Annotated in this window: 26 protein-coding genes; 18 read left to right on the top strand and 8 right to left on the bottom strand. The window is 69.2% G+C overall.

Going from position 1 to position 25,440, the window contains the following annotated elements; all coding sequences use genetic code 11:
• Nucleotide 1: 1 nt before the first annotated feature.
• Nucleotides 2–1,195, bottom strand: a complete 1,194-nt coding sequence (locus NU688_RS15840; protein WP_257861651.1) for a patatin-like phospholipase family protein — start codon at nucleotides 1,193–1,195, stop codon at nucleotides 2–4.
• A 74-nt stretch (nucleotides 1,196–1,269) separates the two neighbouring features.
• Between NU688_RS15840 and apbC the strand changes: the two genes are divergently transcribed.
• From apbC to tsaA, 5 genes are all read left to right on the top strand, one after another.
• Complete coding sequence (gene apbC / locus NU688_RS15835; RefSeq protein ID WP_257861650.1) at nucleotides 1,270–2,361, top strand: iron-sulfur cluster carrier protein ApbC; 1,092 nt, start codon at nucleotides 1,270–1,272, stop codon at nucleotides 2,359–2,361.
• 209 nt (nucleotides 2,362–2,570) lie between these two features.
• Nucleotides 2,571–3,515, top strand: coding sequence for a LysR family transcriptional regulator (locus NU688_RS15830; protein WP_257861648.1), 945 nt, complete (start codon nucleotides 2,571–2,573; stop codon nucleotides 3,513–3,515).
• A 186-nt stretch (nucleotides 3,516–3,701) separates the two neighbouring features.
• Nucleotides 3,702–5,360, top strand: a complete 1,659-nt coding sequence (locus NU688_RS15825; RefSeq protein WP_257861868.1) for an OFA family MFS transporter — start codon at nucleotides 3,702–3,704, stop codon at nucleotides 5,358–5,360.
• Between the two features lie 119 nt (nucleotides 5,361–5,479).
• The gene (locus NU688_RS15820) at nucleotides 5,480–5,827 is read left to right on the top strand and encodes a winged helix-turn-helix domain-containing protein (protein WP_176659448.1); all 348 of its coding nucleotides are present in this window, start codon (nucleotides 5,480–5,482) and stop codon (nucleotides 5,825–5,827) included.
• Nucleotides 5,824–6,318, top strand: coding sequence for a tRNA (N6-threonylcarbamoyladenosine(37)-N6)-methyltransferase TrmO (tsaA, locus tag NU688_RS15815; protein ID WP_257861647.1), 495 nt, complete (start codon nucleotides 5,824–5,826; stop codon nucleotides 6,316–6,318). The genes NU688_RS15820 and tsaA overlap by 4 nt, the downstream gene beginning before the upstream one ends.
• Here tsaA and NU688_RS15810 read toward each other — a convergent pair.
• On the bottom strand, nucleotides 6,279–6,959 hold the full coding sequence (locus NU688_RS15810) for a nitroreductase (protein ID WP_257861646.1): 681 nt from the start codon (nucleotides 6,957–6,959) through the stop codon (nucleotides 6,279–6,281). The two genes, tsaA and NU688_RS15810, sit on opposite strands and share 40 nt — an antisense overlap.
• A complete protein-coding gene (locus NU688_RS15805) occupies nucleotides 6,956–7,195 on the bottom strand; it encodes a hypothetical protein (RefSeq protein WP_257861645.1) in 240 nt (79 codons plus the stop codon). Before NU688_RS15805 ends, NU688_RS15810 begins: the two co-directional genes overlap by 4 nt.
• A 110-nt stretch (nucleotides 7,196–7,305) precedes the next feature.
• On the opposite strand from NU688_RS15805, the gene modB reads away from it, so the two are divergent.
• The 12 genes from modB (at nucleotide 7,306) to fdhD (ending at nucleotide 19,744) form a co-directional block, all read left to right on the top strand.
• Entirely contained in the window at nucleotides 7,306–7,989 is a 684-nt protein-coding gene (gene modB, locus NU688_RS15800; protein WP_257861644.1) for a molybdate ABC transporter permease subunit, read from the top strand.
• A gap of 35 nt (nucleotides 7,990–8,024) precedes the next feature.
• Entirely contained in the window at nucleotides 8,025–8,774 is a 750-nt protein-coding gene (modA, locus tag NU688_RS15795) for a molybdate ABC transporter substrate-binding protein (RefSeq protein WP_257861643.1), read from the top strand.
• Nucleotides 8,771–9,559 carry an ABC transporter ATP-binding protein gene (locus NU688_RS15790; protein WP_257861642.1) on the top strand — a complete coding sequence of 263 codons (789 nt, stop codon included), beginning with the start codon at nucleotides 8,771–8,773 and terminating at the stop codon, nucleotides 9,557–9,559. Before modA ends, NU688_RS15790 begins: the two co-directional genes overlap by 4 nt.
• Before the next feature lie 107 nt (nucleotides 9,560–9,666).
• Entirely contained in the window at nucleotides 9,667–10,326 is a 660-nt protein-coding gene (locus NU688_RS15785) for a response regulator (protein WP_206175118.1), read from the top strand.
• Nucleotides 10,323–11,702: a HAMP domain-containing sensor histidine kinase gene (locus NU688_RS15780; protein ID WP_257861641.1), complete on the top strand. Its 1,380-nt coding sequence runs from the start codon at nucleotides 10,323–10,325 to the stop codon at nucleotides 11,700–11,702. Before NU688_RS15785 ends, NU688_RS15780 begins: the two co-directional genes overlap by 4 nt.
• A 113-nt stretch (nucleotides 11,703–11,815) precedes the next feature.
• A complete protein-coding gene (locus NU688_RS15775) occupies nucleotides 11,816–12,172 on the top strand; it encodes a DUF4148 domain-containing protein (RefSeq protein ID WP_257861640.1) in 357 nt (118 codons plus the stop codon).
• Between the two features lie 13 nt (nucleotides 12,173–12,185).
• The gene (gene paoA / locus NU688_RS15770) at nucleotides 12,186–12,857 is read left to right on the top strand and encodes an aldehyde dehydrogenase iron-sulfur subunit PaoA (protein WP_257861639.1); all 672 of its coding nucleotides are present in this window, start codon (nucleotides 12,186–12,188) and stop codon (nucleotides 12,855–12,857) included.
• The gene (locus NU688_RS15765; protein WP_257861638.1) at nucleotides 12,854–13,840 is read left to right on the top strand and encodes a xanthine dehydrogenase family protein subunit M; all 987 of its coding nucleotides are present in this window, start codon (nucleotides 12,854–12,856) and stop codon (nucleotides 13,838–13,840) included. Before paoA ends, NU688_RS15765 begins: the two co-directional genes overlap by 4 nt.
• Nucleotides 13,841–13,858: 18 nt before the next feature.
• Nucleotides 13,859–16,090, top strand: coding sequence for a xanthine dehydrogenase family protein molybdopterin-binding subunit (locus NU688_RS15760; RefSeq protein WP_257861637.1), 2,232 nt, complete (start codon nucleotides 13,859–13,861; stop codon nucleotides 16,088–16,090).
• Between the two features lie 60 nt (nucleotides 16,091–16,150).
• Nucleotides 16,151–18,505, top strand: a complete 2,355-nt coding sequence (locus tag NU688_RS15755; RefSeq protein ID WP_257861636.1) for an FdhF/YdeP family oxidoreductase — start codon at nucleotides 16,151–16,153, stop codon at nucleotides 18,503–18,505.
• Complete coding sequence (locus tag NU688_RS15750; RefSeq protein ID WP_257861634.1) at nucleotides 18,502–18,789, top strand: hypothetical protein; 288 nt, start codon at nucleotides 18,502–18,504, stop codon at nucleotides 18,787–18,789. Before NU688_RS15755 ends, NU688_RS15750 begins: the two co-directional genes overlap by 4 nt.
• Before the next feature lie 37 nt (nucleotides 18,790–18,826).
• The gene (gene fdhD / locus NU688_RS15745; protein WP_257861632.1) at nucleotides 18,827–19,744 is read left to right on the top strand and encodes a formate dehydrogenase accessory sulfurtransferase FdhD; all 918 of its coding nucleotides are present in this window, start codon (nucleotides 18,827–18,829) and stop codon (nucleotides 19,742–19,744) included.
• On the opposite strand, the gene mnmH is transcribed toward fdhD, so the two are convergent.
• The 5 genes from mnmH to NU688_RS15720 form a co-directional block, all read right to left on the bottom strand.
• Nucleotides 19,678–20,748 carry a tRNA 2-selenouridine(34) synthase MnmH gene (mnmH, locus tag NU688_RS15740; protein WP_257861631.1) on the bottom strand — a complete coding sequence of 357 codons (1,071 nt, stop codon included), beginning with the start codon at nucleotides 20,746–20,748 and terminating at the stop codon, nucleotides 19,678–19,680. The two genes, fdhD and mnmH, sit on opposite strands and share 67 nt — an antisense overlap.
• A gap of 37 nt (nucleotides 20,749–20,785) precedes the next feature.
• Nucleotides 20,786–21,583: a phosphonate ABC transporter, permease protein PhnE gene (gene phnE / locus NU688_RS15735; RefSeq protein WP_257861630.1), complete on the bottom strand. Its 798-nt coding sequence runs from the start codon at nucleotides 21,581–21,583 to the stop codon at nucleotides 20,786–20,788.
• Complete coding sequence (locus tag NU688_RS15730) at nucleotides 21,580–22,371, bottom strand: ABC transporter permease (protein WP_257861867.1); 792 nt, start codon at nucleotides 22,369–22,371, stop codon at nucleotides 21,580–21,582. Before NU688_RS15730 ends, phnE begins: the two co-directional genes overlap by 4 nt.
• Before the next feature lie 41 nt (nucleotides 22,372–22,412).
• Nucleotides 22,413–23,225, bottom strand: a complete 813-nt coding sequence (locus tag NU688_RS15725) for a phosphonate ABC transporter ATP-binding protein (RefSeq protein WP_257861629.1) — start codon at nucleotides 23,223–23,225, stop codon at nucleotides 22,413–22,415.
• Between the two features lie 142 nt (nucleotides 23,226–23,367).
• Nucleotides 23,368–24,222: a putative selenate ABC transporter substrate-binding protein gene (locus tag NU688_RS15720; RefSeq protein ID WP_257861628.1), complete on the bottom strand. Its 855-nt coding sequence runs from the start codon at nucleotides 24,220–24,222 to the stop codon at nucleotides 23,368–23,370.
• Between the two features lie 109 nt (nucleotides 24,223–24,331).
• Here NU688_RS15720 and selD point away from each other — a divergent pair, with 109 nt between their 5' ends.
• Complete coding sequence (gene selD, locus NU688_RS15715) at nucleotides 24,332–25,411, top strand: selenide, water dikinase SelD (RefSeq protein ID WP_257861627.1); 1,080 nt, start codon at nucleotides 24,332–24,334, stop codon at nucleotides 25,409–25,411.
• Nucleotides 25,412–25,440 lie beyond the last annotated feature (29 nt).

Below are 25,440 nucleotides of genomic sequence, written 5' to 3'. Positions count from 1 at the left end.
TTCAGGCCGCGTCCCACCCGAAGAACCGCAGCACCTCGTCGCGCTGCTTCATCGCATCGGCCCGCCCGAGCGCCATCAGCTCGCGCGTGTAGCCCGACTCGAACAGCAGGTAACTCGCAAGTGCGCCGCCCTTCACGTCGGCCGCGGCCTTCGAGCCGCCCAGCAGGTGCCGCACCGCGCCGGGCAGCGAATCCACATGGCGCGCCGCGATCACGTCCAGCCGCTCCGAAGGCGAGATCACCAGCAGGTCGAGCGGGCGCAGCGCGCTCGATGCGCGCACCTCCTCGGGAATCAGCCCCAGCGTGTGGTTGATGCGGCGCAGCCGCTCGATGTCCACCGCCAGCGCATCGAGAAAGATGCTCGAGAGCGCATGGCCCGCGATCTGCGCCATCGTCGGATAGCCGCTGTGCGTGTTGGGCGCATCGGTTTCGCGCGGCTCGTGCATGCGGCCCGCGCCGATCACCAGGATGCGCTCGGCGCCCAGGTGGATCGCCGCCGCGATGGGCGCCGACTGGCGCATCGAGCCGTCGCCGAAGTACTCGGTGTGCCCCTGCATCGGCAGCGCGGTCGCAGGGAACACGAAGGGAATCGCCGACGACGCGAGCAGGTGGTGGTGCGTGATGCGATCGCGCACCGAGAGCCGTTGCGAGCGCACCCAAGGTTCCATCGGCACGGCCGCCTCGAAGAAGGTGACGTGTTCGCCTGAGCTGTAGCTCGACGCGGTCACCGCCAGCGCCTTCACGTGACCCTCTTGCATGAGCTGCGGCAGACGGTCCAGCGGCACCATGCGCTGCAGCAGGTCGGCCAGCGGCGCGTTGTCCAGCAGCGACTTCGGCTTGACGCGCATCCAGTTGGCCGCAAAGCGCCCGAACCCCAGCAGCATGCGCCAGCGCGTGCCGCTGCCGATCACCGAGAGCGAATCGGCGCGGTACACCTGCTCGGCGCGAAAGCCGCTCCACACCTCGGCGATGTGCGCCACCACATGGTCGAAGTTGTCCGCTCCGCAGGCCAGCGCCGCGGCGTTGATGGCGCCGGCCGAGGTGCCGGTGATGACGGGAAAGGGGTTGCCGGTGCCGGCGGCCGGCCCGGCTTCGCGGCGCATCTGGGCAATGGCTTCGAGCACGCCGACCTGGTAGGCCGCCCGCGCGCCGCCTCCGGTGAGCAGAAGGCCGGTGGCGGGGCTTGTCTCTGTCATTTTGGTTATTGGCAGGCTGGTCGGTGAGGGCTTGGGGAGCACCTTAGACTACCCGCCATTCAGGAGTTTGATCAATGGCACTCACCCCCGAAGGTCTCATGGACGCGCTCAAGGCCGTTGCAGACCCGAACACCCACAAAGAATTCGCGGCCACCCGCTCGCTCAAGAACCTCCAGGTTTCGGACGGCGACGTGTCCTTCGACCTCGAACTCGGCTACCCCGCCAAGAGCCAGCACGCGGCGATCCGCAAGGCGCTGGTGGCGGCCGCCAAGACGGTGCCGGGCGTGGAGAACGTGTCGGTCAACATCGTCACCAAGGTCATCAGCCACGCGGTGCAGCGCGGCGTGCAGCTGATGCCCAACGTCAAGAACATCATCGCGGTGGCCTCGGGCAAGGGCGGCGTGGGCAAGAGCACCACGGCCGCCAACCTGGCGCTCGCATTGGCCGCGGAAGGCGCGAGCGTCGGCCTGCTCGACGCCGACATCTACGGCCCCAGCCAGCCCATGATGATGGGCATCGAGGGCCGCCCCGACAGCGCCGACGGCAAGACCATGGAACCCATGCAGCGCCACGGCGTGCAGGTGATGTCCATCGGCTTCCTGGTCGACCAGGACCAGGCCATGATCTGGCGCGGCCCCATGGCCACGCAGGCCCTGGAGCAGCTCCTGCGCCAGACCAACTGGAAAGACCTCGACTACCTGATCGTCGACATGCCCCCCGGCACCGGCGACATCCAGCTCACGCTGAGCCAGCGCGTGCCGATGACCGGCGCCGTGATCGTCACCACGCCGCAGGACATCGCGCTGCTCGACGCCAAGAAGGGCATCAAGATGTTCGAGAAGGTCGGCGTGCCGATCCTGGGCATCGTGGAGAACATGGCGGTGCACATCTGCTCGAACTGCGGCCATGCCGAGCACATCTTCGGCACGGACGGCGGCAAGAAGATGGCGGCCGAGTACCAGATGGAATACCTCGGCGCGCTGCCGCTGGACATCCAGATCCGCCTGCAGGCCGACAGCGGCGCCCCCACCGTGGTGGCCGACCCCGAGGGCGACGTGGCCGGCATCTACAAGGCGGTGGCGCGCCAGGTGGCCGTGGGCATCTCGGAGAAGGCGAAGGATTTCTCGTCGAAATTCCCGACCATCTCGATCAGCAAGAACACCTAGGACGAGCGCTTGCCTTCGATTCGTCGCGCAGTGCCGATCGCCCGCACACCAGCCGCGTGCCCAGGTGCGCAGGGCATCGGGTGCTCCCCGCAGCGAAATAAAGGAGGAGGCGAAGCCGGGGGACATTCGCGGAGGGGAGTACCCGGTGGCCTGCGCACACGCCCTGAACGCCAGCGCGACTCGATTCAACGCGCAGCGGAGTCCCCGGAATGAACCTGCTCGCCTCGATGCGCTACCTGGTGGCGCTCAACGAACACAAGCATTTCGGCCGCGCCGCACAGGCCTGCCACATCACGCAGCCGGCGTTGTCCAACGCCCTCAGGGCGCTCGAAACCGAGTTCGGCGTCGTCATCGTCAAGCGCGCCCGCGTCTACGTCGGCCTCACGCACGAGGGCGAGCGCGTGCTGGCCACGGCGCAGCGCATGCTGCGCGACAACGAGGTGCTGCTCCAGGAATTGCGCAGCGATGTCGACAACCCGCACGGCCGGTTGCGCATGGCCGCCGTGCCCACCGCCATTCCGATGCTCTCGCGCTTCGCGGCCTTGCTGCACCAGCGCCACCCCGGCATCGTGCCGGTCGTGCTGTCGATGAGTTCGCAGGACCTGGAGACCGGGCTCGAAAGCCTCTCCATCGACCTTGCGCTCGGCTACACCGAGCGCATGCACCTGCCGGGCATCAAGCTCACGGCCTGGCCGCAGAGCGTGGAGCACTACTTCCTGCTGCGGCGCGCGGAGACGCCCTCGGCGGACGAGCTGCACATCGGCCAGCCGATCACCTGGGCCGAGGCCGCCAGGCAGCCCCTGTGCCTGCTCACGACTGACATGCACAACCGCGCGATCATGAACCAGGCCCTGCGCGAGGCCGGCGTGCCGGTGGCGCCCGCCATCGAGACCAACTCGGTGCTCACCCTCACGCTTGCCGTGAGCGCCGGCACCGTCAGCAGCGTGCTGCCGGGCGCGATGGTTGCGGCCGTGCGCAGCCACCGCGAGCTCGAAGCGCTGCCGCTGGTGGCGCCCGAGGTGCGCACGCCCATCGGCTTCATGACGCACGACGGCGTGCGGGCTTCGCGCGCGCTCGACGCGGCACTGGCCTTCCTGCAGACGCCGGAATGGGCCGAGCAGGTTCGCCTGCACAGCGGCACGCTCAGCAACTGAGCGCCCCCGCATGCCCGCGAAGGCAGGGCATTTAGTTATTGAATCGTCCCATGCGTCGATCGAATTTGACGATTTGTAAAACGTTCAGACACACTCCGCGGCCCGGATCCAACACAAAAGTTACTCGTCCGGCGAACAAGGAGAAATATGGCAGGCTCAACTGCGGGCGTTCTCGATGGAGAGCGCATGGCTGGAGACGGGGTGCAAGCGCAGCCCGGCTTCCTGGATAAAGAACGCATCATCGCGGGCCCCGGTTTCAACCGTTGGCTGGTTCCCCCGGCCGCATTGGCCATCCACCTGTGCATCGGCATGGCCTATGGCTTCTCGGTGTTCTGGCTGCCTCTGTCGAAGGCGCTCGGAACGGCCGGCCACGGCGCACAGGCCTGCGCCAAGGAGATGAGCTTCTTCGCCGAGCTCTTCGCCACCAACTGCGACTGGCGCGTGGCCACGCTCGGCTGGATGTACACGCTGTTCTTCGTCTTCCTCGGCTGCTCGGCGGCCCTGTGGGGCGGCTGGCTCGAACGCGCCGGTCCGCGCAAGGCCGGCGTGGTGTCGGCCCTGTGCTGGTGCGGCGGCATGCTGCTCTCGGCCGTGGGCATCCACCTGCACCAGTTCTGGCTGATGATCCTCGGCTCCGGCGTGATCGGCGGCATCGGCCTCGGCTTGGGCTACATCTCGCCGGTGAGCACGCTCATCAAGTGGTTCCCCGACCGCCGCGGCATGGCCACCGGCATGGCCATCATGGGCTTCGGCGGCGGCGCGATGATCGGCTCGCCGCTCGCGGTCGACCTGATGAAGCGCTTCTCCACCACCTCAGACGTGGGCGTGATGCAGACCTTCGTCGTGATGGCGCTGGGCTACTTCGTCTTCATGATGGCCGGCGCGCTCGGCTACCGCGTGCCGCCCTCGGGCTGGAAGCCCGAAGGCTGGACGCCGCCCCCGGCGCAGACCAGCAACGCCATGATCACGCAGCGCCATGTGCACGTGAAAAAGGTCTGGGGCATCCCGCAGTTCTGGCTCGTGTGGCTGGTGCTGTGCATGAACGTGAGCGCCGGCATCGGCGTGATCGGCATGGCCTCGCCGATGCTGCAGGAAGTGTTCGGCGGCGCGCTGATCGACCTGCCGGCCAAGTTCGGCGAGCTCGACAAGACCCAGCTCGCGGCCATCGCGGCGGTGGCCGGCGGCTTCACGGCGCTGCTGTCGCTCTTCAACATCGGCGGGCGCTTCGTGTGGGCCAGTCTCTCGGACAAGCTCGGCCGCAAGCTCACCTACACGGTGTTCTTCGTGCTCGGCGCGCTCCTGTACGCAAGCATTCCCTCGTCGGCCAGCGCGGGCAGCAAGCTCCTGTTCGTGGGCGCCTGCTGCATCATCGTGTCGATGTACGGCGGCGGCTTCGCCACGGTGCCGGCCTACCTGGCCGACCTGTTCGGCACGCAGTTCGTGGGCGCCATCCATGGCCGCCTGCTCACCGCGTGGGCCACGGCCGGCATCCTCGGCCCGGTGGTGGTGAACTACATGCGCGAGTACCAGCTGGGCCTGGGCCTGCCGCGCGAGCAGGTCTACAACCAGACCATGTACATCCTCGTGGGCATGCTGGCGATCGGCTTCATCGCCAACCTGCTGGTGCGCCCGGTGGCCGACAAGCACTTCATGACCGAGGCCGAGCTGGCCGTCGAGAAGAAGCTGGCGCACGAAAAAGCCTCGGCCGCCGAAGTGGGCAGCGGCTCGGGCCGCGCCGACACGGTGAGCCCGGCGGTCGTGGCGATGGCCTGGGCCGCAGTGGGCATTCCGCTGGCCTGGGGCGTCTACAAGACGCTGGGCAGCGTGGCGAAGTTCTTCAACTGAGCTGACACACAACTCCCTGATGACGATGCGGCCGGCCGGGTTCACGCCCGCCGGCCGCATCGCCGTTTCCGGGCCGACATAGCGCTGGTGACCACGGATGGTTTACCCTTCGCGCCAAGATGAAATCCAAAGTCCAGTTCCGCCTTCGCGTCTATCGGGACGACACCATCGCCATCGGCCCCGGCAAGATCGCCGTGCTCGAAGCGGTGGCCGAGACCGGATCGATTTCCGCGGCGGCCCGCCTGCTGGGCATGTCGTACCGCCGGGCCTGGATGCTGGTCGACGAGATGAACAAGGCCCTGACCTCGCCCGCGGTGAACACTGCGGCCGGTGGCTCGCGCGGCGGCGGCACGGCGCTCACGCCGGTGGGCGAGGAAATCGTCAAGCACTACCGGGCCATCGAGAACGCCGCGAAGCTTGCAACCTCCGCCGACATTCGCGCGCTGACGCGGCTGCTGGCCCCGTGACTTCACCTGCGGACCCCGTCGTCTGCCGCCCCGTCGGCGTGGTGCGCAGCCGCTTCACCGAGGCCACCGGCATGCCGATCCAGACCGCCGGCGCACCCGACGAACCGGGCCGCCTCGAGGTGTTCGCCGAGTTCGCGCCGGGCCTTCGGGACATCGAGGGCTTTGACTACCTGATCCTCGTCACCCACCTGCACCAGTGCGCGCACGAGCGGCTGGAGGTGGTGCCCTTTCTGGACAACGAATCGCACGGCGTCTTCGCCACGCGCGCGCCGGCACGGCCGAACCGGCTGGGCCTGTCGATCGTGCGGCTGGTTTCGGTGGAAGGCACGACGCTGCATTTCAGCGGCAACGACATGATGGACGGCACGCCCGTGCTCGACATCAAACCCTATGTGCCGCGCTTCGACGTGCGCGAGACCGAACGCGTCGGCTGGTTCGGCGCAAAGCTCGATCAGCTCCCGGGCATCCGGTCCGACGGCAGGATGGGCTGATCGGGCGGGGCCGGGAGCTTGTCCGGGCCCGTCGTCAGATCGTTGCCCTGCCAGCACGACCACACGTCCTGCGAGAGCGTCTCGCGCGCCTGCGGTGGCGCTTCCTTGATGGTGCCCACGCTGATGAAGCCCGCCAGGTACTCGCCGGGCTGCACGCCTACCTGCCGCGCCAGCGTCTCGTCGAAGCAGCGCTCGCCGCTCAGCACGATGGCGCCGTAGCCCAGCTGGTGCGCCGCGCTCAGGATGTTGCCCAGCGCCGCGCCCGCGCACAGCCACTGCTCGCGGCCGGGGATCTTGCTGCGCTCGCGCGGCGACACCACGAAGCCGAGCAGCAGCGGCGGCCGCGTGGCGTGTTCGCGCGCACGCTTCAAGTCCGACGGGCTCGCGAGCGGATCGCGGCGCAGCTTCTCCTGCTCGAAGCACCAGGCCAGCGCCTCGCGGTTCTGCGGACGGAACTCGATCACCCGCCACGGATGCAGCCCGCCATGGTCGGGCGCGCGCAGGCCCGCCTGCAGGATGGCGTCGAGCTCGTCGGGATTGGGGCCGGGCTGCTGCAGCCGGCGCGGCGACACCGAGCGCCGCGTCAGCAAAACTTCGAGGATGCGTTCCGCACCCGTCATGTGCCGCCACATTTGCGTCATTGCTCCTGGCGGTCGACCCACACGGCCTTGCGGCGCAGGATCTCGCCAATGTCGTGCGCATCGGCCTGCGCCACGAGGAAGGACTGGCTCTCGCCCCCGGGGGTGATGATGGAGATCACGAAGCTGTCGGAGTCCATCGCGCGTTCGATGCGCCATTCCTGCACCTGCGTCACATGCCGAAGCTCCGGCCTGCCGGAGATCGAACGGACGACGGTGTCGTGGGGTGAGGGGCGCATGGGCTTGCAGGTGTTGCAACGCTATGTTCACCAGTATATGAAGACTGCGTGATTCGCGCACCCCCGTGAGAACCTTAGGGCTCATCGTGTAACAATCGCGCCGTATTTTCATGAACACGACGAGCTCCCTCATCGCCACGACCGACTGGTCGCCCCTGGTCCTGTCGCTCAAGGTCGCCGCGGTCGCGACCGTGCTGGCGCTGATCGCGGGCGTGGCGCTGGGCTGGGTGTTCGCGCGCAAGCGCTTCTTCGGCCGCACCGTGCTGGAGGCCGTGTTCATGCTGCCGCTGGTGCTGCCGCCCACGGTGATCGGCTACGCCATCCTGGTGGCCGCCGGCCGCCGCAGCCCGCTGGGTGCATGGCTGCGCGAGCACCTCGACTACACCATCATCTTCAGCTGGCACGGCGCCGTGGTGGCCTCTGCCGTGGTCGCGCTGCCGCTGGTGCTCAAGTCCGCGAGCGCCGCCTTCGAGAACGTCGACCGCTCGCTCGAAGCCGCCGCCAGCACGCTGCGGCAGTCGCCGTTCTCGGTGTTCCTGCGCGTGACGCTGCCGCTCGCCTGGCCCGGCATCCTGGCCGGCACGCTGCTCGCGTTCGCACGGGCCATGGGCGAGTTCGGCGCCTCGTTGATGGTGGCGGGCTCGATCCCCAAGCAGACCCAGACGCTCTCGATGGCCATCTACGACGCGGTGCAGGCCGGGCATGACGACCTGGCGCTGCTGCTGGTCATCGTGACCTCGGTGCTGTCGATCACGGTGCTCGTGCTGTCGAACCGCTTCTTCTCCCTTCGCTGATTCGTTCCTCTCTTCAATAATCCCAGGAGATACCCATGCGCTCATTCCGCCTCTTGTCCGTCGTTCTCGCACTGGCCCTGCCGCTGGCCGCCGCCGCGCAGCAGATCACCGTGTCCGCGGCCGCCAGCCTGACCGATGCGTTCAAGGAGATCGGTCCCAAGTTCGAGGCGGCCAAGCCCGGCGCCACGGTGCGCTTCAACTTCGCCGCCTCGGGCGTGCTGCTGCAGCAGATCGGGCAGGGCGCGCCGGTGGACGTGTTCGCGAGCGCCGACCAGGAAACCATGAACCGCGGCGCCGAGCAGAAGCTCATCGACACCGCCACCCGCAAGGACTTCGTGACCAACAGCCTCGTGCTGATCGAGCCCGCCAAAGACGGCGTGGGCGTCAAGTCGCTGCAGGACCTGACTGGCGCCAGCGTGAAGAAGATCGCCGTCGGCAAGACCGCCACCGTGCCGGTCGGCCGCTACACCAAGCAGGTGCTGGACAGCGCCAATCTCTGGACCGTGCTCGAACCCAAGTTCGTGCAGGCCGACAGCGTGCGCCAGGTGCTCGACTACGTGAGCCGCGGCGAGGTCGAGGCCGGTTTTGTCTACCGCACCGATGCGGCGGTGGCGGGCGACAAGGTCAAGATCGTGCTCTCGCCCTCGGGCAGCAGCCCCGTGACCTACCCGATCGCGGTGGTGGCCGAGAGCAAGCAGAAGGCCGTGGCCGGCGACTTCCTCAACTTCCTCGCGACCGCTCCCGCGCAGGAAGTGCTGACCCGCTACGGATTCGGCAAGCCATGATCGACGTCGATCTGAAGCTCACGGTGCGGGACGGGGCACGCCGCTTCGACCTGGCCGCGCGTTTTCAGACCGACGTTCCCTTCGCCGCGCTCTACGGCCCGTCGGGCGCGGGCAAGTCGCTCACGCTGCAGGCCATCGCAGGGCTGCTGCATCCTTCCGCGGGGCATGTGCGGCTCGACGGCCGCACGCTCTATGACTCGGCGCAGCGCATCGACGTGCCGGCGCCCGAGCGGCGCATCGGCTACCTGTTCCAGAACTACGCGCTGTTCCCGCACCTCACGGTGCGCGAGAACGTGTCCTTCGGCCTCACCTCGTGGCGCCGACGCCGGCTGCCACCGAAGGAGGCGGAGACGGTGCAGGCCCTGCTCGAAGGCTTCGGCCTCGCCGAGCTGGCCGATGGCCGGCCGCAGAACCTCTCCGGCGGCCAGCAGCAGCGCGTGGCGCTCGCGCGCGCGCTGGCCTGCCAGCCGCAGGTGCTGCTGCTCGACGAGCCCTTCGCCGCCCTCAACCCGATGCTGCGCAGCGAACTGCGCAACGAGCTTGCACAGGTGCGCCGCCAATGGGGCATTCCGGTGCTGATGATCACGCACGACATCGAAGACGTGCTCGCGCTCGCCGACGTCGCCTTCGTCTACAAGGACGGCCAGGTGGTGCGCGAGATCGACCTGCACACCGCCGAGAGCCGCGACATCGCGCTGCGCGAAGTGGCCGGCGTGCCGGCCGTCGAGGAGACGCCCTTGCGCAGCAAGCTGCGCGGCCTCCTGATGCAGGACGTGCAGTCCTGACCTGGACCCCGGGATGCCGAGGGCTCGCCCCCTGATCGATTCGGCGTTAACGTTGACCTAACGGTTCTGAGCTACCTTCCGCCTCGCACCAACGAAAGGGGGCCGGTGTGCGCACGCTGCTTGTCGAAGACGACGAAATGATTGGAAAGAGCCTTGTCCGTGGCCTGGAGCGGTCGGGCTGGGCCGTGGACTGGGTGCGCGACGGCCTGCTCGCGCAGAGCGCCATGGCCGATGGCGACTACAGCTGCGTGCTGCTCGACCTGGGCCTGCCCAAGGCGGACGGCCTGGAGGTGCTGCGCCGCGCGCGCAGCCTGAAGGACGACACGCCCATCCTCATCCTCACCGCGCGCGACGGCCTCGGCCAGCGGGTCGAGGGGCTGGATCTCGGCGCCGACGACTACCTGCTCAAGCCCTTCGAGCTGCCCGAGCTTTTGGCCCGCATGCGCGCGGTGGTGCGGCGGCGCCATGGCGCATCGAACTCCGTCATCGGCAGCGGCAACGTGCAGCTTGACCTCACCACGCGCGAGATCCTGCACAACGGCACGCGCGAGGTGCTCACGGCCCGCGAGTTCGCGCTGATGCACGCCATGCTGGAGCGCCCCGGCGCGATCTTCTCGCGCGAGCAGCTCGAAAGTCGCATCTACGGCTGGGGCGAAGAGGTGATGAGCAATGCGGTCGACGTGATCATCCACAACATGCGCCGCAAGCTCGGCGCCGACACCATCCGCAACGTGCGCGGGCTGGGGTGGCGCGTGGTGGATTCATGAGCACGGGCACCGGTACGCGCCGCTGGTATTCGCCGGGGTCTCTTCGCAACAAGCTGCTGCTCTGGCTGGTGCTGGTGCATGTGCTCGCCGCCATCGGCGTGGCATGGTTCACCTACACGAGCTACGACCGCCTCATCGTCACCTTCAAGGACGACCAGATGCAGACGCTGGCCGATTCCTACGCCAGCAACGAGAACGTGCCGGTGCTCAAGCCGGGCGACAGGCAGGGCATCTACCACCGGGGCGCCTTCATCGTGCAGATCTGGAGCGCGCAGGGCGAGCTGCTGGCCACTTCCTGGCCGTCGCTGGCTGTGGGGCGCCAGCCGGGGGAGGGGCTGCATGTGGTGCGGCTCGGCCCCGAGGACCACGAGACATGGCGCGTCTATTCCACCGGCCCGGTGGCCGACGGCGGGCGCTTCAGCGTGCAGGTGATCCAGAACGGCGGCTTCGTGCGCGCGCTGGTGGAGCGGCGCGCGCTGCAGTCGGCCGCGCCCATCGCACTGCTGCTGCCGCTGTCGCTGGCCGTGCTGTGGCTGGTGGTCTGGACCTCGTCGCGCAAGCTGCGCAGCGTGGCGCTCGATGTGGCGGCGAAGGACGAGCGCAGCCTGTCGGAGCTGTCGGTGTCCCATGTGCCCGACGAGATCGCGCCGCTGGTGGAAGCCTTCAACAGCCTGCTCGGGCGTCTGCGCCAGGCCTTTGCCGCGCAGCGGCGCTTCGTGCAGGACGCGGCGCACGAGCTGCGCACGCCCATCGCCGCCCTCGGCCTGCAGCTGGACAACATGCGCGCCGAGGTGCCCGGCGAGCGCGCCGCGGAGCACTACACGCAGCTCAAGGGCGGCGTGACGCGCGCCCAGCACCTCATCGAGCAGCTGCTGCGCATGTCGCACCAGGAGAGCCATGCGCCGCGCGAGCCTGCGGTGCCGCTGGACGTGGCCTCGGTGCTGCGCGACAGCATCGCCCAGCTGATGGTGATTGCCGACCGGCGCCGCATCGACATCGGCTTCGACGGTGAGATGAACGCGACGGTGAACGCGCCGCCCGCGGAGCTGCGCAGCATCTTCGGCAACCTGATCGACAACGCGCTGCGGCATTCGCCCGAAGGCAGCGTCGTCGACGTGCGGCTGCATGCGGTGGACGGGCAGCCGGTGGTCGATGTGGTGGACAACGGGCCCGGCATTCCGCCCGAGGCGCTGGAGCGCGCCTTCGACCGCTTCTACCGCGTGCCCGGCACCGCGGCCGAAGGCAGCGGCCTGGGCCTGGCCATCGCGCAGATGGCGGCGCAGCGCAACGGCATGCGCATCGTGCTGGACAACCGGACGGACGCCAGCGGGGCGGTCCTCGGGCTGGTGGCGCGGGTCCACCTGCGCGCGGCTTAACGCTCAGTTAACTCTCGCATAAAGGACGCATAAAGCAGGGTTTCTACAGTGAGCCCAGGCCGACACAGCGGCTGCCTTTCGAGGGTCTTCCTCGGTTCTCAACAGGAGCTCACATGCGAAACATCACTCACCTGCTTGCCGTCCTTGCCACCAGCCTCGCCGCCGTCGCGGCCCATGCAGAAACCTACGAAGGCGTGCACCAGGGCGCGAACCTGCGCGAGCGCGACGCGGTGGCGGCCGAAGCCGTCTCCACGGCCCACGCCCCCAACCAGAATGTGACGCGCGGCTCGCGCGGCGCCGATCCCTTCACCTCGACCGCGTCGCGCCAGTCGGTCTATGAAGACGCGGTGCTCACCGCCCATGCACCCGACCAGAACGTGACCGGCGGCTCGCGCGTGAACAGCGTCGTCGTCTCCACGATGCCGCCCGCCAAGGCGCAGGCTTCCATCGCGCCCGCCACGCGCTTCTGAGCGAAGGCACGCGATGACCGCGATGGACGTGATGCATCCGGAGATCCAGGACGGCTGCACGCGCCGCACCGTCCTCATCACCAGCGCGGCCGGCGTGGTGGCGGCGACGCTGCCGCTCGCCGGCGGCGCTGCGCCGGCCGCCGATACCGCGCAGGTCGCGCCGCTCGCGGAGCTGACGCTGCGCATCAACGGCCAGCCGCACTCGCTGACCGTCGATCCGCGCGTCACGCTGCTCGACCTGCTGCGCGAGCACCTGCACCTCACGGGCGCCAAGAAGGGCTGCGACCACGGCCAGTGCGGTGCCTGCACGGTGATGGTGAACGGCCGCCGCATCAACAGCTGCCTCACGCTGGCCGTGATGCACGACGGCGATGCGGTGACGACCATCGAGGGCCTGGGCGATCCGAAGAAGCTGCATCCGATGCAGGCCGCTTTCGTCAAGCACGACGGCTACCAGTGCGGCTACTGCACGCCGGGCCAGATCTGCTCGGCGGTCGGCATGCTCGACGAAATGCGCCGCGGCATGCCCAGCCATGTGACGCGCGACATCGCCGTGCGCCCGCTGTTCAGCGACGAAGAGTTGCGCGAGCGCATGAGCGGCAACATCTGCCGGTGCGCGGGGTATCCGAACATCATCGCGGCCATCCGCGAGGTGGTCGAAAAAACGGCAGGAGCAGCTGCATGAGAGCCTTCACCTACGAGCGCGCGCAGAGCCCGGCCGAAGCCGCCGCGGCCGTGCAGCGCCAGCCCGGCGCGAAGTTCATCGCGGGCGGCACCAACCTGCTCGACCTGATGAAGCTGGACATCGAGCATCCGGCGCACCTGGTGGACGTGAACCGGCTGGGACTCGACCGCATCGAGGCCACGCCCGAGGGCGGCTTGAAGATCGGCGCGCTGGTACGCAACAGCGACCTGGCGGCCGACATCCGCGTGCGGCAGGGCTATCCGCTGCTGTCGCGCGCCTTGCTCTCCGGCGCCAGCGCCCAGCTGCGCAACAAGGCGACCACCGCGGGCAACCTGCTGCAGCGCACGCGCTGCTTCTACTTCTACGACACCACCAAGCCCTGCAACAAGCGCACGCCCGGCAGCGGCTGCGCGGCGATGGGGGGCTTCAACCGCATCCACGCGATCCTCGGTGCGAGCGACCAGTGCATCGCGGTGCACTCGTCCGACATGGCTGTGGCGATGCGCGCCTTCGATGCGCGCGTGGAGACCGTCTCGGCCGGCGGCGGCGCGCGGCAGATTCCCATCGCCGACTTCCATCGCCTGCCGGGCGCGACGCCGCATGTCGAGACCGCGCTCGCGCCGGACGAACTCGTCACCGCCGTGGTGCTGCCCGCGCCGCTCGGCGGGCGGCAGCTCTATCGCAAGGTGCGCGACCGCGCGTCGTACGCCTTCGCGCTCGTCTCGGTGGCGGCGGTGGTCGTGCGCGAAGGCCGCACCGTCACGCAGGCGCGCCTGGCCTTCGGCGGCCTCGCGGCCAGGCCCTGGCGCAACGAGGAGGCGGAGCAGCGCCTCGTGGGCACCGATGGCGGCCCCGCCGCCCGCCGTGCCGTCGCCGACCTCCTGCTCGCCGAGGCACGCGGCCATGGCCACAACGATTTCAAGATCCCCCTGCTGCGCCGCACGCTCGACGTCACGCTGGCGCAGGCGATGACCAGTTCCTGAGCGAACAAAGGCAGCACCATGCAATTCACCACAGCCGCCGGGCCCAGCCCGCTGGACCGCGAGCGCATCCTGGGCAAGCCTGTCGACCGCATCGACGGCCCGCTCAAGGTCTGCGGGCGCGCCCGCTACAGCTACGAGTACCACGAGGAGGTGCCGAACGCGGCCTACGGCTGGATCGTGCTGGCCGGCATCGCCAAGGGCCGCATCACCCGCATCGACACGGCCGAGGCGCGGCGCGCGCCGGGTGTGCTGCTGGTCTACACCTACGCCAACGTGCCGCGCATGGCGCCGCGCGGGCGCGCGAACCTGGTGTCGCAGCTCTCGGGGCCGGAGGTGCAGCACCACGGGCAGGCCGTGGCCTTCGTCGTCGCCGAGACGCTGGAGCAGGCGCGCGCCGCCGCGCACCAGATCCGCATCGATTACGAAAGCACCCCGGGCCGCTTCGACCTGGCCGCCGCGCAGGCCGCCGCGGTGAAGCCCGGCGACGACCCGAGCGCCGGCAGCGAGAGCGCCGCCGACACGGCGGTCGGCGACTTCCAGGGCGCCTACGACGCGGCCCCCGTGCAGCTCGACCAGAACTACGCCACCCCCGACCAGCACCCCGCGATGATGGAGCCGCAGGCCACCATCGCGCGCTGGGACGGCGACCGGCTCACGCTCTACACCTCGCACCAGATGGCCAACTGGGCCGCGAGCGACGTGGCGGCGATGGTCGATGTGCCGGTCGAGCAGGTGCGCGTGATCTCCGCCTTCGTCGGCGGCGGCTTCGGTTCCAAGCTGCGCACGCATGCGGATGCGGTGCTCTCGGCCTTCGCGGCGCGTGAACTGCAGCGGCCGGTGAAAACCGCGCTGGCCCGCGAGCAGCTGCTCAACCACACGACACGGCGCGCCGCGACCCTGCAGCGCGTGCGCCTGGGCGCCACGCCCGACGGCCGGCTGACCGCCATCGGCCACGAGACCTGGACCAGCAACCTGCCCGGCCGCAGCTACTACGAGGGTGCCTCGCGCCAGACGCGGCTGCTCTATGCCGCGCCGAACCGCATGACCGCGCACCGCCTTGCGCCGCTGGACCTGCCCGAGGCCGCCGCGATGCGCGCGCCGGCCACCGCAAGCGGCCAGTTGGCCTTCGAGGTCGCGCTCGACGAGCTCGCCGAGAAACTGCGCATGGACCCGGTGCAACTGCGCATCCTCAACGACAGCCCCTGCGACCCCGAGCGCGGGCCCTCGCGGCCGTACTCCGGCCGCAAGCTCATCGAGTGCCTGCGCGAAGGCGCGAGCCGCTTCGGCTGGGCGCGGCGCAGTGCCACGCCGGGCCGGGTGCGCGACGGCCGCTGGCTGGTCGGCATGGGCGTGGCGAGCGCCATCCACCACCACTCGGTGCGCCCGTCGAGCGCGCGGCTGCGGCTCGATGCGCAGGGGCGCCTGACCATCGAGACCTCGATGACCGACATCGGCACCGGCACCTACACCGTGCTCGCGCAGATCGCCGCGGAGATGACCGGCATCCCGATGGACCGCATCGGCGTGCGGCTCGGCGACACCGCCTTTCCGGCCGGCGCGGGCTCGATCGCCTCCATCGGCGCATCGAGCGCGGGCGCCTCGGTCTTCCACGGCTGCGAGGAGCTGTGCGCCACGCTGGTGCGGCGCGCGGGTTTCGACGCGAAGACCGCGCGCTTCGAGGCGGGGCGCCTCGTCTCGGGCCGGCAATCGCGCGCCCTGGGCGAGCTGGCCGGCGCCGAGGGCCTGGAGGTGCTCGGCACGGTAGAGCCCGGCGACCTGCACCGCCGCTACGCGCAGGCCGCGTTCGGCGCGCACTTCTGCGAGGTGGGCGTGGACATCGACACCGGCGAGACCCGCGTGCGCCGCATGCTGGGCGTGTTCGCGGCCGGCCGCATCCTCAACATGAAGATGGCGCGCAGCCAGGCCATCGGCGGCATGGTGTTCGGCGTGGGCGCGGCGCTGACCGAGGAAGCCGTGGTCGACGTGCGCCACGGCTACTTCGTCAACCACGACATGGCCGAATACCTGGTGCCGGTGCATGCCGACATCCCGGCCATCGACGCGGTCTACCTGCAGGATTCGGACGACCTCGCGAGCCCGATCAAGTCCAAGGGCATCGGCGAGCTGGGCACCTGCGGCTCGGGCGCGGCGGTGGCCAACGCCATCTACAACGCGACCGGGGTGCGGGTGCGCAGCTACCCGATCACCCTCGACAAGCTGCTGCCGGGGCTGCCTTCATTTCCTTTTTGAATCGGCGCATGTCCCGATTCAATTTGACGCTCCTCATGCCCGCGGCGAACACTCGCCGGCATGAGCAGTGAGCAGAAGATCGAGTTTTACAAGGGCCCCGCGGGCGGCTGGGGCGCACTTCGCAGCGTGACGAACGCGCTGCTGCGGCAGGACATTCCCCTCAAGGGCGCCAAGACGCTGCTCTCGGCCAACCAGCCCGACGGCTTCGACTGCCCCGGCTGCGCCTGGCCCGACCGCAACCACGCATCCACTTTCGAGTTTTGCGAGAACGGCGTGAAGGCCGTGGCTGCCGAGGCCACCGCGCGCCGTGCCGGCCCGGAGCTCTTCGCGAAGCACACCGTGGCGCAACTGGCCGAGCAAAGCGATTTCTGGCTCGAAGACAAAGGGCGCCTCACGCACCCGATGGCCTACGACGCAGCGAGCGACAAGTACGTGCCCATCGAATGGGACGACGCCTTCGCCCTGATCGCGCGCCACCTCAACGCGCTGCCCGACCCGAACCAGGCCATCTTCTACACCTCGGGCCGCGCGAGCAACGAGGCTGCGTTCCTGTACCAGCTCTTCGTGCGCGAGTACGGCACCAACAATTTCCCCGACTGCTCGAACATGTGCCATGAGCCCAGCGGCAGCGGCATGCGTCCGCAGATCGGCGTGGGCAAGGGCACGGTCACGCTCGACGATTTCGAGAAGGCCGACGCCATCTTCATCTTCGGCCAGAACCCCGGCACCAACCATCCGCGCATGCTCGGCGAGCTGCGCGCGGCTTCCAAGCGCGGCGCGCGCATCGTGAGCTTCAACCCGCTGCGCGAGCGCGGGCTGGAGCGCTTTGCCGATCCGCAGGACAAGCTGGAGATGGCGACCCTGGGTTCCACGCCCATCAGCACGCACTACTTCCAGCTGCGCGTGGGCGGCGACTTCGCTGCCGTGAAGGGGATGATGAAGCACGTCATCGAGCGCGAAGATGCGCTCGTCGCGCGCGGCGAAGCCTCGGTGCTCGACCACGCCTTCATCGCCATGCACACCACCGGCTTCGAATCGCTCGCGGACGACCTGCGCGCCGAATCGTGGGAGGTGCTGGTGCAGGAGTCGGGCCTCACGCAAGAGCAACTGCGCGCCGCGGCCGAGGTGTACCTTGGCGCGAAGAAGGTCATCGCCTGCTGGGGCATGGGCATCACGCAGCATCAGCATTCGGTGGCGACCATCCAGATGATCCTCAACTGGCTCATGCTGTGCGGCCACATGGGCCGCGAGGGCGCGGGCGCCTGCCCGGTGCGCGGCCATAGCAACGTGCAGGGCGACCGCACCATGGGCATCTGGGAAAAGCCGCCGGTCGCGCTGCTCGACCGGCTGCAGAAGGTGTTCGGCTTCGAGCCGCCGCGCCAGAACGGCCTGGACACGGTCGAGGCGATCCAGGCGATGCTCGACGGCAAGGGCCGCGTGTTCTTCGCGCTCGGCGGCAACTTCGCGGCCGCCACGCCCGACACCTACCAGACCTGGAAGGGCCTGCGGCAGTGCGACCTCACGGTGCACGTGACGACCAAGCTCAACCGCAGCCACATCGTGCACGGGCGCGAGGCGCTGATCCTGCCGTGCCTGGGCCGCACCGAGATCGACATGCAGGCCAACGGCCCGCAGGGCGTGACGGTGGAAGATTCGATGAGCATGGTGCATATCTCGGTGGGCATCAACCCGCCCGCGTCGGAGCAGCTGCTGTCGGAGCCGGCCATCGTGGCGCGGCTCGCGGCGGCCACCATCGGCGCGCGCAGCAAGACGCCGTGGCTCTGGCTCGTCGAAGACTACGCACGCATCCGCGACAAGATCGAAGCGGTGTTCGACGACTTCAAGGACTTCAACACCCGTGTCGCCAAGCCCGGCGGCTTTCGCCTGCGCAACACCGCGAGCGAACGCGTGTGGGCCACCGCCTCGAAGAAGGCCGTGTTCTTCACGCACGCCGTGCCGCGCGACACGCCCTCGCACCGGGCGCGCCTGCACATCCGCGACACGCTGGTCTTCACGCTCTTCACCACGCGCTCGCACGACCAGTACAACACCACCATCTACGGCATGGACGACCGCTACCGCGGCGTGTTCGGCCAGCGCCGCGTGGTCTTCATCCATGCCGAGGACATCCGTGCGCTGGGCATGAAGGACGGCGACTGGGTCGACCTGCAGACCGTGTGGAATGACGGGCAAGAACGTCGCGCCGACCGCTTCAAGCTCGTGGCCTACGACATTCCGCGCGGCAACATTGCGGCCTATTACCCCGAGACCAATCCGCTGGTGCCGCTGTCGGCGGTGGCCGAGAACGCGGGGACGCCGACGTCCAAGTCCATTCCCGTGGTGCTGGTGCCGCATGAACTGCCGATCCAGAAGTTGTCGGAGGACGCGGCGGACGGGATGGTGGCGACTGCATGAGCGCATTGCTCGAAGACAGCCTCTCGGTCGCCATCCTGCGCATGCTCGCGCAGGAACCGGCGGGCGGCGGCGTCTCGCTGCCGCGTCTCGGCAAGCGGCTGGGCCAGGGCGCGAGCGTGCTGATGCGCCGGCTCACGCTGATGGGCGATGCGGCCATCGGCGGCGTGCGCGGCCCAGGCTGGGTGCGCGTGGAGCAGCACGACGACCGCTGGGTCGCGCACCTCGAAGCCGCCGGGCGCGCGCAGGTTCAAACACTGCCCCCGGCTGACGAAAACGGCGACTGAGCGGACAATGGCTGGCCTATCCGGAGCCACCCTGTCCATGCCACAGCTAGACCTCGCCGATTCCGAAGACACCCTGCCATCGCTCTCCCGGCACGCCGTGCGCGTGTTCGGCGAACGCGGCGTGGCCCCCGAAGGCGCGGTGCGCGACGACACGCTGGCGGCCGAGGTGCCGGTCGCGCTGGTCTTCAACGGCGTCTCGCACGCGGTGATGATGGCCACACCGCTCGACCTGGAAGACTTCGCGCTCGGCTTCGCACTCAGCGAAGGCATCCTCGACACCGCTGCCGACTGCCGCGGCATCGAGGTGCAGACCATCGATGCCATTTCGGCGGGCCTCCCCGAAGGCATGCCTGGCATCGAAGTGCAGCTCGATATTTCCACCCGCAGCTTCGAGCGCCTGAAGGGCCGCCGCCGCAGCCTCGCGGGCCGCACGGGCTGCGGCGTGTGCGGCGTCGAAAGTTTTGCCGGGCTCGACATCACGCCGCAGCCCGTGCCGCCGCGCGATTGGATCGAACGCATCGACCTCGAAACCGTGCTGCGCGCCTTCGCCGCATTGCCCGCGCGCCAAGTGCTGAATGCCGAAGCCGGCGCCATCCACGCCGCGGGCTGGGCCACGGTGGAAGGCGAACTCACCGACGTGATGGAAGACGTGGGCCGCCACAACGCGCTCGATAAGCTGCTGGGCAAGCTGGCGCGCGCGGGGCGTCTCGAAGAACCGGGTTTCGTGCTGATGTCCAGCCGCGGCAGCCACGAACTGGTGCGCAAGTGCGGTCGCCTGGGCATCGCGGCGATGGCGACGATCTCGGCCCCCACCGCGATGGGGGTGCGCATGGCCGAGCTCAGCGGCCTGCGCTTCTGGGGGCTGTGCCGCGCGCCGCGCGGCGTGCTCTATGCCGACGGGCTGCCGCGTCCCTCCATCGCCCGCACCGCGTCGGCCACTGCCTCGATGCCCTGATCGCTCAGGTCGGTCGTTGCGACGCTGCGGCGGCGTTCCCAGGCCTTGAAGTGGAGTTCCTGCGACTTCTGGTAGTGCGGGTCGTAGTGCAGCGCCATCAGCTCGGCGAAGAGCTTCGGCAGGTTCGCCTCGTGCGCCCATTGCTGCCAGCGCGCCACCGTTTCCTTGCCCTGCAGTTCCTTGAGCACGCCGAGCTTGTCGGCCAGCGCGTCGCGGTCGTCGCCGAGGTAGGCGTAGTCGCGCAGCAGGTAATCGAGCCGTGCCTCGGGCGTGGCCGCGACTTCGATGCAGGGCGCGGCACGCATCTGTGCCACGAGCGACAGCGGCAGCGAGAGCCGGCCGATGCGGATGCTCTCGCCTTCGACGTACAGCGGGCGCTTCAGGTCGATGGCTTCGAGCACGGTCGCGATGCGCGTCTCGAAATGCTTTTGCGAAGGCTGTGGCACGCCCGGCAGCGAACCGAGCAGCGAACCCTTATGGCTCGCGAAGTCTTCGAGGTCGAGCGTCTGCTCGCCGCGCTCGGCCAGCGCATGCAGCACGCGCGTCTTGGCGCTGCCGGTGGCCCCGCAGATCACACGCAGGTCGAGCTGCGGCGTCAGCGAATCGATCTGCGTGATGACGTGGCGGCGAAAGCTCTTGTAGCCGCCAGCGAGCTGCTGCGCGTCCCAGCCGACGAGCCGCAGCCACGTCACCATCGAGCCGCTGCGCATGCCGCCGCGCCAGCAATAAACCAGCGGCTTCCATTTTTCGGGCCGGTCGGCCAGCGTGTCGCGCAGATGCTTTGCGATGTTGGCCGCGACCATCGCGCCGCCGATGCGCCGGGCCTCGAAGGCACCGGTCTGCACGTAGACGGTGCCGACGATGCGGCGCTCCTCGTCGTCGAGCACCGGACAGTTGATGGCGCCGGGGATATGGTCGAGCGCGAACTCGGCCGGCGAGCGGGCGTCGATGATCGTGTCGAAGGCGTGGCGGTCGCCGACCCGCACGGGCTGGCGATGACTCATGGCAGGAACCTCATGCCCCCGATTGTCGCCGGAGGCCTCAGGCGTAGGCCGGCCCTAAGCCTCTGCGCAAGCGAGCGCTCGCAAAGTCCACCAGCGTCACCAGCACGAACATCGCGATCAGCACCGTCATCGCCTGCTGCTGCTGGAAGATCGACAGGTGGAAGTACAGCAGCTGCCCCAGCCCGCCGCCGCCCACGAAACCGAGCACCGCGGCCATGCGGATGTTCATCTCCCAGCGGTAGAGCGTGTAGGCCACCCACTGCGGCAGCACGATCGGCAGGCTCGCGTAGCTGAAGGCGGCGACCGGGCCGGCGCCCGAGAGCGTGAGCGCGTGTTCGGGTTCGCGCGGGGCGTTCTCCAACGCTTCGGCGAACAGGCGACCGAGCACGCCGGTGGTGTGCAGCGCGAGGGCCAGCGCGCCCGCGAAAGGGCCGATGCCGGCGGCCAGCACCATCAGCGCGGCCCAGACCAACTCGGGCACGCTGCGCAGGAAGTTGAGGATGAAGCGCGCGACATGGCGCGGCAGCCATCCCGCACGGCCCGAGGCGGGCAACGCGAGCACGGCGCCCGCGAGGGCGGCCAGCACCGTCCCGAGCGCCGACACCGCCAGCGTCTGCAGCGCCCCATTGCCGACCTTCGCGAGGAAATCCGGTGACACATCGGGCGGGAAGAACTCGGCGATGAACTTGCCCATGAGCCGCAGCGATTCGGCCGAGCCCAGCGCGCGGTAGTCGATGCCGAGGTAGACGAAGCTCGCGACCACCGCCACCGCGATCAGCCCCACGGCGAACCGGCAGCGCAGGCACGGCGGCGGACGCGGCGGGAGGTTGTTCATGCGAGCAGCTTCCGCAGCGCATTGCTCATCACATCGGCCAGCAGCACCAGCGCGAGGAACACGAGCAGGATGCTGCTCGCCTCGCCGCCGTTGAGCATCTTCATCGACTGGTCCATCAACTGGCCGAGGCCGCCCGCGCCGACGAAGCCCATCACCACCGAGGCGCGCACCGCGCATTCCCAGCGGTAGACGGTGTACGAGGCCAGCTCCTGCGCGGTATGGGGCAACAGGCCGTAGCAGAGGGCCGCGAGCCGACCACTGCCGCTTTCGAGCAGCGCACGCGCCGGGCGCGTGTCAGTCGATTCGAGGATCTCCGCGTAGACCTTGCCGAGCATGCCGCCGTAGGTGATGGCCAGCGCCAGCACGCCGGCGGCGGGGCCGAGTCCGAGCGCGCGCACGAAGAGCAGCGCCCAGACGATTTCGGGAATGGCGCGCAGCACCATCAGCAGCCAGCGCGCCGCCTGCCGCACGATGCCGGCCTGCACGCGGCCCGGCCCCGGGCCGATGCGCGAGATGGAAAGGGCGCGCGTCGTGACGAACGCGAGCGGTGCGCCGATCAGCAGCGCGAGCGCAGTGCCGGCCGTGGCCATCGCCAACGTCTCGAGCGTGGCCTTGGCGAGCAAAGCGAGGAAATCGGGCGAGCCCGCGGGCGGAAAGAAGCCCGCGAGAAAATCGCCGATCACCGCAAGGTTGCCGCTGCCAAACAGCGCCCAGGGCTTGAACTCCGAGAGCGCCAGCATCGGCCAGGCGATGACGAGCGCGGCGAGCCAGCCGGCCAGCCGCCGCATCGCTTGTGGATCGCGGTGAGTAACGGCGGTGACGGCGGTGGTCACGGGCAGTCCGGGCGCTGGAACGCGGCTTCGGCAGCAACGGGTTGCGCCGACTTCTGAATCGCCACGCCGCCTTCGCTCGCATAGAGCGCATCGAGCATCGCGGGCGTGACTTCGGTGGTCGGCAGATCGAACATCACCTGCCCGTTGCGCATGCCGACCACGCGCGGAAACCAGCGCAGCGCGAGGTCCACCGCATGCAACGAGGCGACCAGCGTCGCGCCCGTGGCTTCGCTCTGCGCGACGAGCTGGCCGATGGCGGCGTCGGCCAGCGTCGGGTCGAGCGCGGAGACGGGCTCGTCGGCCAGCAGCAGGGCCGGCCGCTGGTAGAGCACGCGCGCGATGCCCACGCGCTGCAGCTGCCCGCCCGAGAGGCGGTCGCAGCGGTCGAACAGGCGGTCTTCGAGCGAGAGGCGCGAGAGCACCTCGTGCACGCCTGCAATGTCAGATGGATGGAAGAGCGACCCCAGCGCGCGCAGCACCGACCATTCGCCGAGCCGGCCCGCGAGCACCGCGGTGACCACGCGCAGGCGCGGCGCGATCGGCGGCGCCTGGTGCACGGTGCCGATGCGCGCGCGCAGCTTCTTCAGCGCGCCGGCCGGCAGTTGCCAGGGTCGGGTATCGAGCGTCCGCACCTCGCCTTCACCGGGCCGCAATGCGGCGCCGAGCACGCGCAGCAGCGTCGTCTTGCCCGCGCCCGAAGGTCCGATGACGGCGATACGTTCGCCATCGCGCGCGGCCAGCGTCACCCCGGCCAGCGCGCGCTGGCCGTTGGGATGGACTACGCCGATGGCATCGAGGGAGAAGCTCACGCGGACGGTCTTTCGGAGGCCGCACCCTCACCCCAACCCTCTCCCGCAAGCGGGAGAGGGGGCCAACAGCCGGTCCCCGAATTGCTCCCTCTCCCGCTTGCAGGAGAGGGCTGGGGTGAGGGTGACCCCAGCGCGCTCAGTCTCACTTGATCAGACCGGCCGACTTGCCCGCCGTCTCGATGCCGTCGTAGTTCGACGACTTCGTCGCAATGAACTTGCTCGCGCGCTGCAGCGCCATGATTTCCTTGTGCGCCGGGTTGGCCGGGTCGAGCTTGAGGAACGCATCCGTCAGCTTTTTCGTGAGCGCCGGGTCCATGCCCGGGCGCACCGTCCAGTTGTAGTCGTAGTAGGTCGGCGTGGTCGCGAGCACGCGCACCTTGGCCGCGTTGGGGTTCTTCGACTCGACCAGCTTCTCCCACACCGACGCATTGAGCACGCCCGCTTCGGCGCGCGAGGCCGCGACGAACGCCACGGTCGCGTCATGCGCGCCCGAGAACGCGACCGTCTTGAAGTCCTTCTCGGGGTTGATGCCGGCCTGCAGCAAAAAGTAGCGCGGCATCAGGCTGCCCGAGGTGGAGGAGGGCGCGCCGAATGCGAAGGTCTTGCCCTTCAGGTCGGCCAGCGTCTTGGCGGTGCTGTCGATGGGCACGATGAACTTGCTGGTGAACACCTCGTCTTCCGCGCGCTGCACGATCGGCACCGCACCGCCGTTGGTGCGGATGCGCGCCTGCACGAAGGTGAATCCTCCCAGCCAGGCCATGTCGATCTTGTTCGTCGCCAGGCCTTCGACCACGGCGGCGTAGTCGGTCACGGGCGTGAACTGCACGTCCATGCCGGTTTCCTTCTTGAGGTAGTCGCCCAGCGGGGTGAACTTGCGCTGCAGTTCGGTGGGCGCCTCGTCGGGAATGGCCGAGACGCGCAGCACGCCTTGGGCAAGGGCGCCAAAGCTGGCAAGGGAGACGGTCAGCGCGAGCGCGATCCGGGAGAGCTTGTTCATGGGAGTGGCCTTTGGTGAGAGCAAAAAAAGGGGTGTATGGGCGGTGATGGGCGCAGCGCGGGCAGGGCTTCGATAATCGCGGCTTGTCTTATCCGACCAGATCGCCGCCATGACCGATGCCGCATCCTCCAAGCTCCTGAATCCGCTGGCGCCGCTGCGGCTCACCAGCTTCTCGCATGGCGGCGGCTGCGGCTGCAAGATCGCGCCCGGTGTGCTGTCGCAGATTCTCAAGAACCACGCGGGGGGAATGATCCCGCCCGAGCTCATGGTGGGCATCGAGACCGCCGACGACGCGGCAGTCTACAGGCTCAACGACCAGCAGGCGCTCATCGCGACCACCGACTTCTTCATGCCCATCGTGGACGATCCCTACGAGTTCGGGCGCATCGCGGCCACCAACGCGATCAGCGACGTGTACGCGATGGGCGGCCGGCCGATCATGGCACTGGCGCTCGTGGCCATGCCGATCAACCAGCTGCCGGTGGAAGTGATCGCCGAGATCGTGCGCGGCGGGCAGGACGTGTGCCGTGCGGCGGGTATTCCGATCGCGGGCGGCCACACCATCGATTCGGTCGAACCGATCTACGGCCTCGTCGCGATGGGCCTGGTGCATCCGGACCGCGTGCGCCGCAACGCCGATGCGAAGGCTGGCGACATGCTGGTGCTGGGCAAGCCGCTCGGCGTGGGCGTGTTGTCGGCGGCGCTCAAGAAGGAGCAGCTGTCGGAGGCCGGCTACCGCCAGCTGATCGAGAACACCACCAAGCTCAACACGCCCGGCATCGCGCTGGCCGCGCTCGACGGCGTGCATGCGCTGACCGACGTGACGGGCTTCGGCCTCGCAGGTCACACGCTTGAGCTGGCGCGCGGCGCGAAGCTCACCGCCGTCGTCGAATGGTCGAAGGTGCCGTTGCTCGACAACGTGGCCGCGATGGCCGCCGAGGGCTTCGTCACCGGCGCATCGGGCCGCAACTGGGCGGGTTACGGCGCCGACGTGGAACTGGCAGAAGGCCTGCCGCCCACCGCGCAGAACCTGCTGAGCGATCCGCAGACATCGGGTGGCCTGCTTGTGAGCTGCGCGCCTGAAGTGGTCGATGCGGTGCTGGAGATCTTCCGCAAGGAAGGTTTTGCGCAGGCCGCCGTCATCGGTCGCGTCGAAGCCGGAAAGCCCGCGCTGCGCGTCGTGCCCTGACCCCGGGTATTTCTCCCTCCCCCTCTGGG

The sequence above is a fragment of the Variovorax sp. ZS18.2.2 genome, from assembly GCF_024701975.1.
Taxonomy (GTDB): Bacteria; Pseudomonadota; Gammaproteobacteria; order Burkholderiales; family Burkholderiaceae_C; genus Variovorax.
This window is presented reverse-complemented; position numbering and strand designations above follow the sequence as displayed.